This is a genomic window from Desulfovibrio sp. SGI.169, from assembly GCF_050313595.1.
Classification (GTDB): domain Bacteria; phylum Desulfobacterota; class Desulfovibrionia; order Desulfovibrionales; family Desulfovibrionaceae; genus Desulfovibrio.
Genome location: NZ_JBNPLS010000027.1, coordinates 23,692 through 32,325, shown reverse-complemented (window position 1 = coordinate 32,325; position 8,634 = coordinate 23,692). Strand labels below are relative to the sequence as shown.

Here is an 8,634-nt window from a genome sequence, read left to right as displayed (position 1 = left end):
AAAGGTATCCTGCATGCTGTAGAGCCTGCCCGGCTTCTGTCGCGCCAGCCAGGCGGCGGCGCGCAGGGCGCCCCGGGCGAAATTTTCACGCGAGTGGGCCTGATGGCTCACCTCAATGCGTTCGCCGGGCCCCATGAAGTACACGGTGTGCACGCCCACCACATCACCGCCCCGGACAGCCTGAATGCCGATCTGGGCTCTGGGCCGTTCACCGATGATGCCGTCACGGGACGAGCAGCGCACATCCGGGAGCTTCCAGCCCCGCGCGTCGGCCAGGCATTCGCCCAGGGTCAGGGCCGTGCCGCTGGGCGAGTCTTTCTTGCGGTTATGGTGCAGTTCCACCATTTCAATATCGTAATTGTCGCCCAGAGCCCTGGTCAGCTCGGGCAGAATTTTCAACAGCACATTGACGCCAATGCTCATATTGGAGGACCAGAACATGGGCGTTGCGGCGGCCAGAGCCCGCAGTTCGTCCTTCTGTTCCTCGGTGAAACCCGTGGTGCCGATGACCAGCGCGTGCCCGCTTCGGGCCGCCGCGCGCGCCGAATGCAGGCTGACCGCCGGGGCCGTGAAATCAATAATCACCGCGCCCGGAACCTGCGGCAGCAGGGCTTCCAGATCATCAGTCACCGGGCAGGCCGCCCCGGTCAGGGCCTCCAGGTGTTCTTTGCTGTCCACCAGGCCGGCCAGCGTGTATTCCGAATCGGCGGTCGCAAGACCGCCAATGGTTCTGCCCATGCGCCCGTTGGCGCCCACAATGACAATATCTGTGCTCATATGCCTCACTCGCTTGCATCCAGGGGTATTCCCGATTCGGCGAGCAGCGCGCGAAAGCCCGCCTCATCCAGCACGGCGACGCCCAGAGCCCGCGCCTTGTCCAGCTTGCCGCCAGGCTTGTCGCCCACTATCAGATAATCCAGCTTTCTGTTCACACTGCCCGCCAGCGCAGCCCCCGCGGTTTCGGCCAGACGCTGGGCCCTGCCGCGCGACAGGGACAGCGCGCCGGTAAACAACACATTTTTGCCGAGCAACGGCCCCTTCTGCTCTTCCTTCAGGGCGTTTCCCGCCTCTTCGGACGGCGTGCGGGAACTCTGGGGCCACAGCCCCACCTCGCGAAAACGGGCCAGTTGCGCCCGATTGGCCGGACTTTCAAAAAAATTGCGGATGGAGGCCGCTACCTCCGGCCCCACATCCGGCAGGGCCTGCAAGGTTTCGGCATCGGCCCTGCCCAGCGCGTCCAGGTCGGGAAAGCGCCCGGCCAGCAGGCGCGCGGTCTGTTCGCCCACATGCCGGATGCCCAGGGCGCTGATCAGGCGGGACAAGACGGCCGTGTGCCGGGCATCCTCCAGAGCATCCACAAACTTTTGGGCCAGCGTCTCGCCCATGCGCTCAAAGCCCAGCAGCTCTTCCGCCTTCAACGTGAACAGATCCGCGGGCGATTGCACCCGGCCCGACTTCACCAGCTGCTCAACCCATTTCTGGCCCACGCCCTGAATGTCCAGGCCGGCCTTGGAGACAAAATGGCTGATGGCGCGCAGGCGCACCGCCGGACAGGAAAGATTGCCGCAACGCCAGGCCGCCTCGCCGGGTTCGCGGTGCACGGCTTCGCCGCAGGCCGGACAGACATGCGGAAAGGCAAATTCCACGGCGTCAGGCGGTCGCTTGGCCAGCACCGGCCCCACCACCTCAGGAATCACGTCCCCGGCGCGTCGCACCATGACCGTGTCGCCCACCCGCACGTCGCGGGTGCGGATTTCGTCCTCATTATGCAGCGTGGCCCGCGAAACCATGACCCCGCCCACAGGCACCGGCTCCAGCACGGCCACGGGCGTGAGCACGCCGGTGCGCCCCACCTGAATGTCAATGCCCGTCAACAGGGTTTCAGCCTGCATGGCCGGAAACTTGAAAGCAACGGCAAAGCGCGGCGCGCGGGCCGTGAAGCCCAGAGCCGCCTGCGCCTCCAGATTGTCCTGCTTGGCCACGGCTCCGTCAATTTCCATGGGAAAATTCTGGCGGCGCTCACGCACCCAGGCCGCATAGCTCTCCACTTCGTCCGGGCCGGCGCAGAGCCGGCCATCGGGCGGGGTGAGAAAGCCATAGGCCGTCAGGCGCTCCATGAGCTCATGCTGGGACAGGCAGGCCGCTGCCGGGGCCCACTCCGCCTCGCCCAGACTGTAGGCCAGAAAACGCAAAGGGCGGGATTCGGTGATGGAAGTGTCCAACTGGCGCAAAGCGCCCGCGGCGGCATTGCGCGGGTTGGCGAAGGCTTTCCGGCCCAGCGCCTGCTGCCGCTCATTGAGCGCCGCGAAATCCTTTTTGAACATGACCACTTCGCCGCGCACTTCCAGAAGCGAGGGGAAAGGCCCCTCCCCGCGCAGGCGCAGGGGAACGGTGCGGATGGTGCGCACGGCCTCGGTGACCACCTCGCCCGTTTCGCCGTCGCCACGGGTCAGGGCTTCGCGCAGCACGCCGTCCACATAGATGATTTCCAGAGCCAGGCCGTCCAGCTTGGGGTCGCACCAGAAGGCCGGCGGCAGGGGGCCGTTGAGCCCCGCATCCCACGCGCGCCGCATGCGCTCCACAAAATCGCGCCAGTCTTCGTCGGAAAAGACATTGTCCAGGCCGTACATCCGGCGTCTGTGCTCTTTTTTGTTCAGACCCTCCAGCAAGCCGCCGCCCACGCGCAGGGTAGGCGAATGCGGGCTGCGCAGGGCGGGCCAGCGCTTCTCCAGCTCCGCCAGTTCCCGGAACATGGCGTCGTACTGCTCGTCGCTGATCTCCGGAGCGTCCAGCGTGTGATACAGATAATTGTGACGTTCCAGCTCGGCGCTGAGCCAGCGGACCCGCTTTTGCTCCTCCGCCGACGGCTGCGGCGCGAGAAGAGAATGCTGTTCGGGTGAAATGGCGGTCTTGTTCCGGGAGAACATAAAAGAACCTTTATTCGGGCATCGCTATGAGCCGGGCGCGCAAAGCGCGGATGCGGTCACGCAGTTCCGCGGCCTGTTCAAACTCCAGATCGCGCGCGGCCCGGCGCATTTCCTTTTCCAGTCTGAGCGCCAAGGCCGCCGTATCCTCGGCCGTGAGCGGCGCAACATCGCCGCCGGCCTTTGCCCTGTCTTTGCCGCGCCCCCGGCCCCGGCTCTTGGCCGCGTCGTTATCCACATACAGGGTATCCAGCGGAGATTCAAGGCTTTTTGTGGTGCTGCGGGGCGTGATGCCGTGCTCCCCGTTATAGGCCGTCTGCCTGGCGCGGCGGCGGGCGGTTTCGTCCATAGCCGCTTTCATGGAGGCCGTCACCGTGTCGGCGTAGAGCAGCACCCGGCCCTGCGCGTTGCGCGCGGCGCGGCCGAAAGTCTGAATCAGCGAACCGGTGGAACGCAGGAAGCCCTCCTTGTCCGCATCCAGAATGCAGACCAGGGAAACTTCAGGAATATCCAGGCCCTCGCGCAGCAGGTTGATGCCCACCAGCACGTCAAATTCGCCCGTGCGCAAGGCCCGGATGATCTGCAGACGCTCCAGGGTTTCAATGTCCGAATGCAGATAGCGCGCCCTGACGCCCATATTGCAGCAATATTCGGTGAGGTCTTCAGCCATGCGCTTGGTCAGGGTGGTCACCAGCACGCGCTCGCCGCGCGCGACCCTGGCCCGGCACTCGCCAAGCAGATCCTCCATCTGCCCCCTGACCGGGCGGATTTCCACTTCCGGGTCCACCAGGCCGGTGGGGCGGATAATCTGCTCGGCCACGATGCCTTGGGCCTGATCCAGCTCATAGCGGCCCGGCGTGGCCGAAACATACACCACCTGATTGAGCAGGGAGGTAAATTCGTCAAACTGCAAGGGCCGGTTGTCCAGAGCCGAGGGCAGGCGGAAGCCGTAGTCCACCAAGGTCTGTTTGCGCGAGCGATCTCCCTTGTACATGCCGCCCACCTGCGGCACAGTGATGTGCGATTCGTCGATGAACAGCAGAAAATCGCGCGGAAAGTAATTAAGCAGGCAGGACGGCGGCTCGCCGGGCTTGCGGCCGTCCAGATGGCGGGTATAGTTTTCGATGCCGTTGCAGTAGCCCAGCTCTTCAATCATCTCCAGATCAAGCTGGGTGCGCTGTTCCAGGCGCTGGGCCTCCACCAGTTTGCCGTGCTCCCTGAAAAACGAGAGTCGCGCGGCCAGTTCGGCGCGGATGTCGTCAGCCGCGCGCTTCAGATTATCCTGAGCCGATACAAAATGGCTGGCCGGATAGAGCACGGTTTTGCCCACCTCGGCCAGCACTTCGCCGGTGAGCGGATCAATTTCGCGCATGGCGTCGATGTCGTCGCCAAAAAACTCCAGCCGCAGAGCCCGCTCATGGTGATAGGCCGGAATGATTTCCAGAGCGTCGCCGCGCACCCGAAAGGCGCCGCGGTGGAAATCATAATCATTGCGCTCGTAATGCACTTCCACCAGACGGCTGATCAGATCGTCCATGGGCAGGCGCTGCCCCGTTTCCACGGGAATGACCATCTTGGCGTAATACTCAGGCGACCCCAGGCCGTAGATGCAGGACACCGAAGACACAATGATCACATCGCGCCGGGTCAGCAGCGCGTGGGTGGCCGCATGGCGCAGCTTGTCGATGTTGTCGTTGATGGAGGAATCTTTTTCAATATAGGTATCCGAGGCCGGCACATAGGCTTCGGGCTGGTAATAGTCGTAATAGCTCACAAAATATTCCACGGCATTGCGCGGAAAAAGCTCGCGAAACTCATTGTAGAGCTGGGCCGCCAGAGTTTTGTTGGGCGCGAGAATCAGGGCCGGGCGGTTGCAGCGGGCAATCACGTTGGCCATGGTAAAGGTTTTGCCCGATCCGGTTACGCCCAGCAACACCTGGGCCGGCACGCCGGACAGGATATTCTCGCTCAGCGCGGCAATGGCCCCGGGCTGATCGCCCATAGGGGCATACCCGGTCTGCAAGCTGAAAGGAATGGCTGCGTTGTCTTCCATACGAATTGGTTTTGGTGTAAAAGGAAATGACGTGGAAAACGTCATACAAGCCAACAGGAAACATTATGAAAAAACAATGCCTCGCCGCGCCGGACAATGCCCCTCTGGACAGGATATACATCATGGCCGCCACGCTCAACACCTTTAAGGGACGCCGCCATGTGGAAGCGCACATCTTCCGCCACAACGCCGCGGACGAGGAACTGGCGGCCCTCAGGGGCAAAAATCTGGTGGGCCCTCCCGACCCGGCGGCGCCGCCCCAGGTTCTGCAGGGCGCTACCGAGGAGGCCGCCCTGCGCTGTCTGCTGGAGGCGTTTACCGCCGAGGAAAGCCAGGCCCTGGTCGCCTATCTTGAGCGGCGCTATGCCGAACACATTGAAAAAATCACAGTCTGTCCCCTGGATCTGCCGGTACCGCTTGGCGTGGCCCCACTGGGCGGCATTCCCGAAGGCAAAAGCACGGGCTTCATCCGCTTTGACGCCGTGCCCGACTATCCCCTCCCCTTTGTGGCGCGCGGCTTTTACGATCTGGCCATCCATGAGCCGCTGACGGCGGAATAAACATAGCCCGTTTTCCAGGGAGCCCAGGGGACGCTTTCCATCCCCCGCCCGTCCGGGGCTTCCGCCCCATGGGCGGCCAGCGCCCGCGCCAGCCGCTCCAGAAAGGACGCTCGCGGCAACATGACCCCGCCCATGCGCATGATGTGCGGGGTCTGTTGCTGGCAATCCAGCAGTTCCGCCCCGCGCAGCCGCAGCAGCGCCACCAGCCCCGCCAGAGCCGCGCGGGATGCCTCGGACACGCGGTGAAACATGGATTCGCCAAAAAAGGCCCGCCCCAGGGCCACGCCGTACAGCCCTCCGGCCAGCGCGCCGTCCCGCCAGGCCTCCACGGAATGGGCGTAGCCCAGAGCGTGCAGACGCTCATAGGCCGCAATCATCTCCGGGGTGAGCCAGGCGCCGCGCCCGGACGCGCGCGGTTCCGCGCAGGAGCGTATAACCTGACCAAAAGCCGCGTTTAGAGTAAGCTCAAAGGGCCGGCGGCGCAACGCCCGCGCGCTGCGGGCCGGCAGGTGAAAGGACTCCAGCCGCAGCACGCAACGGGGGTCCGGCGACCACCAGAGAATGGGCAGGCCAGCCTCATACCAGGGGAAAATGCCCCGGCTGTAGGCCGCCAGCAGGCGCTCGGGCCGCAAATCGCCGCCCGCGCAGAGCAGCCCGTCCGCACGCGCGTTTTCCAGCGGCGGAAATTGCGCGGCCAGCTTCGCGAATACGCCACGCCCGCCGCTTTCAGACATCCGCACGCCGCCGCGTAACCCTGGAACGGGGGGAGGCGGCCGACGTCAGCGCCAGAGCGTCGCCCCTGAGCGTCACGCGGGCGCTGCCGCCCCTTTTCAGCGCGCCGAACAGGAGCTCATGGGCCAGCCTGTCTTCCAGCTCACTGCGCAGCAGACGGCGCAGAGGCCGCGCCCCCATGGCAGGGTCAAAGCCCTTGCGCGCCAGCCATTGCCGGGCCTTGTCCGTCACGCTCAGCGTAACGTTGCGCTGTGCCAGCGTGGCGCGGATATCGGCCAGAAACTTATCCACAATGCGCAACATCATTTCCTGCGACAGACTGTGGAAGGGCGCCATAGCGTCCAGGCGGTTGCGAAACTCTGGCGCAAACAGATTTTCCACCGCCTTGAGGCCCTTGCGGGCCGCGTCTTCCGGCGCGGCCTGGCCGAAGCCGATGGCCGAGCGCGACATCTCGAAGGCTCCGGCATTGGAAGTCATGATCAGAATGACGTTGGAAAAATCGGTTTTGCGGCCCGTGTTATCCGTGAGGGTCGCATAATCCATCACCTGAAGCAGCACATTGAAGATATCCGGATGAGCCTTTTCCACTTCATCCAGCAGCACCACAGAGTACGGAGCCTTGCGCACAGCCTCGGTGAGCAGGCCGCCCTGATCGAAGCCCACATAGCCCGGAGGAGAGCCTATCAGGCGGGAGACCGAGTGCTTTTCCATGTATTCGCTCATGTCGTAGCGCAGAAACTCCACGCCCATGAGCCTGGCCAGGCTGCGAGCCACCTCGGTTTTGCCCACGCCTGTGGGCCCATAGAACAGAAAGGCCCCGGCCGGGCGCCGCTCCTGCCCCAGGCCGGCGCGGGCGCGCAAAATGGCCCGCACTGTGAGTTCAATGGCCTCTTCCTGTCCAAAGACCAGGCGTTTCAGGTCACGCTCAAGGCTGGCCAGACGCGCGCGCTCCCGCCCGGACACGGAGCGAATGGGAATGCCCGCCATGCGGGCCACCACACGTTCCACATCGGCCATGCTCACGGCCGGCCACGTTTCCCTGCCGGGTGCGGATGACGCCGCGCCGGACGGGGCGCTCTGCCGCAGACGCACGGCGGCCCCGGTTTCATCCATGACGTCAATGGCCTTGTCCGGCAGCAGCCTGTCCCGCACATGGCGCGCCGAAAGTTCAACCATCGCCCTGAGTACCGCAGTACCGTAGCGCACCTGATGGTGCTCGGCATAACGCCCTGCCAGCCCCTGAAGAATGGCGAGACAGTCCGTCACATCAGGCTCACGCAGGTCAATGCGCTGAAAACGGCGGGCCAGGGCGCGATCCTTTTCCAGATGATTGCGGAACTCCTCATAGGTGGTGGAGCCGATGCAGCGAATTTCGCCGCTGGCCAACGCCGGTTTGAGCAGGTTGGAGGCGTCCATGGAACCGCCGGATGTGGAACCGGCCCCCACTATCGTATGAATTTCGTCAATGAACAGGATGGCTTCGGGCATGGCCTTGAGAGCCCGCACAATGGCCTTGAGACGCGCCTCGAAGTCGCCCCGGTAGCGGGTGCCGGCCAGCGCCAGGCCCATGTCCAGCGCGAACAGCCTGGCATCGGCGAACATTTTTGGCACACGGCCTTCAGCGATGCGCAGGGCCAGCCCCTCGGCAAGGGCGGTCTTGCCCACGCCCGGATCGCCCACAAAGAGCGGATTGTTTTTGCGGCGACGGCAGAGCACCTCAATGGCGCGATCCAGTTCCCGCTCACGCCCCACAAGAGGGTCAATCTTGCCTTCCCTGGCGCGTGCCGTGAGATCCACGGCATACTGGGCCAGAGGGTCGCCTTTGGCCGGACGGGCTCCATCCGGCCCGCCGTCGTCCGCCTCTCCTCCGCTTTCCTCCACACCGCGCGAACCGCCGCCCTCGTTCAGACCGTGAGAGATGAAGGTCAGCACGTCCAGCCGCTCCACGCCCTGTCTGCGCAGGAAAAAGAGCGCGTAGCTCTCTTCCTCGTCCATGATGGCTATGAGCAGATCGCCCAGCTCCACAACATCGCGGCCCGCCGAGCGAATGTGGTTAAGCGCGCGCTCCAGCACGCGCTGCACGCCGTCGGTCTGGGTCACTTCATATTTGCCGGGCTGGTTCACCACTTCCAGCTCCGTGCGGAAAAAGCCTTCCAGTTGCTCGCGCAGCACGGCCACGCTGGCCCCGCTGCCTTCCAGAATGACCCGGCCTTTCATGCTGTTGGTCAGGGCGTAGAGCATATGCTCCACCGTCAGCAGATCATGCCTGCGCCGCTGCACCTCCATAAGGGCGTCACGCAGGACGTTTTGCACGCTTTTACTCAGCATATTTTCTCCGAACTCCCGCCATGCCGAAACGGCGGCG

At 64.3% G+C, this 8,634-nt stretch carries 6 protein-coding genes; 1 reads left to right on the top strand and 5 read right to left on the bottom strand.

The genetic code is table 11. From position 1 onward, the window contains the following. The 3 genes from dapB to uvrB form a co-directional block, all read right to left on the bottom strand. Positions 1-777, bottom strand: a 777-nt coding sequence (gene dapB / locus ACQRA4_RS11480) for a 4-hydroxy-tetrahydrodipicolinate reductase (RefSeq protein WP_427823213.1), incomplete at its 3' end; no start/stop codon positions are given. Between the two features lie 5 nt (positions 778-782). After that, the gene (gene ligA / locus ACQRA4_RS11475; protein ID WP_427823212.1) at positions 783-2,927 is read right to left on the bottom strand and encodes an NAD-dependent DNA ligase LigA; all 2,145 of its coding nucleotides are present in this window, start codon (positions 2,925-2,927) and stop codon (positions 783-785) included. 10 nt (positions 2,928-2,937) lie between these two features. Next, a complete protein-coding gene (gene uvrB / locus ACQRA4_RS11470) occupies positions 2,938-4,977 on the bottom strand; it encodes an excinuclease ABC subunit UvrB (RefSeq protein WP_427823211.1) in 2,040 nt (679 codons plus the stop codon). 65 nt (positions 4,978-5,042) lie between these two features. Between uvrB and ACQRA4_RS11465 the strand changes: the two genes are divergently transcribed. Next, a complete protein-coding gene (locus tag ACQRA4_RS11465; RefSeq protein WP_427823210.1) occupies positions 5,043-5,537 on the top strand; it encodes a hypothetical protein in 495 nt (164 codons plus the stop codon). Here the strand turns inward: ACQRA4_RS11465 and aat are convergent. Together aat and clpA are read right to left on the bottom strand one after the other, a co-directional pair. Beyond that, positions 5,498-6,271, bottom strand: a complete 774-nt coding sequence (gene aat, locus ACQRA4_RS11460; RefSeq protein WP_427823209.1) for a leucyl/phenylalanyl-tRNA--protein transferase — start codon at positions 6,269-6,271, stop codon at positions 5,498-5,500. The two genes, ACQRA4_RS11465 and aat, sit on opposite strands and share 40 nt — an antisense overlap. Beyond that, positions 6,264-8,597, bottom strand: a complete 2,334-nt coding sequence (gene clpA / locus ACQRA4_RS11455) for an ATP-dependent Clp protease ATP-binding subunit ClpA (RefSeq protein WP_427823208.1) — start codon at positions 8,595-8,597, stop codon at positions 6,264-6,266. Before clpA ends, aat begins: the two co-directional genes overlap by 8 nt. Positions 8,598-8,634: the final 37 nt, after the last annotated feature.

Coding starts and splice junctions, on each gene's coding strand:
- ligA (WP_427823212.1), bottom strand. CDS start 2,927: ATGTTCTCCCGGAACAAGACCGCCATTTCACCCGAACAGCATTCTCTT.
- uvrB (WP_427823211.1), bottom strand. CDS start 4,977: ATGGAAGACAACGCAGCCATTCCTTTCAGCTTGCAGACCGGGTATGCC.
- ACQRA4_RS11465 (WP_427823210.1), top strand. CDS start 5,043: ATGAAAAAACAATGCCTCGCCGCGCCGGACAATGCCCCTCTGGACAGG.
- aat (WP_427823209.1), bottom strand. CDS start 6,271: ATGTCTGAAAGCGGCGGGCGTGGCGTATTCGCGAAGCTGGCCGCGCAA.
- clpA (WP_427823208.1), bottom strand. CDS start 8,597: ATGCTGAGTAAAAGCGTGCAAAACGTCCTGCGTGACGCCCTTATGGAG.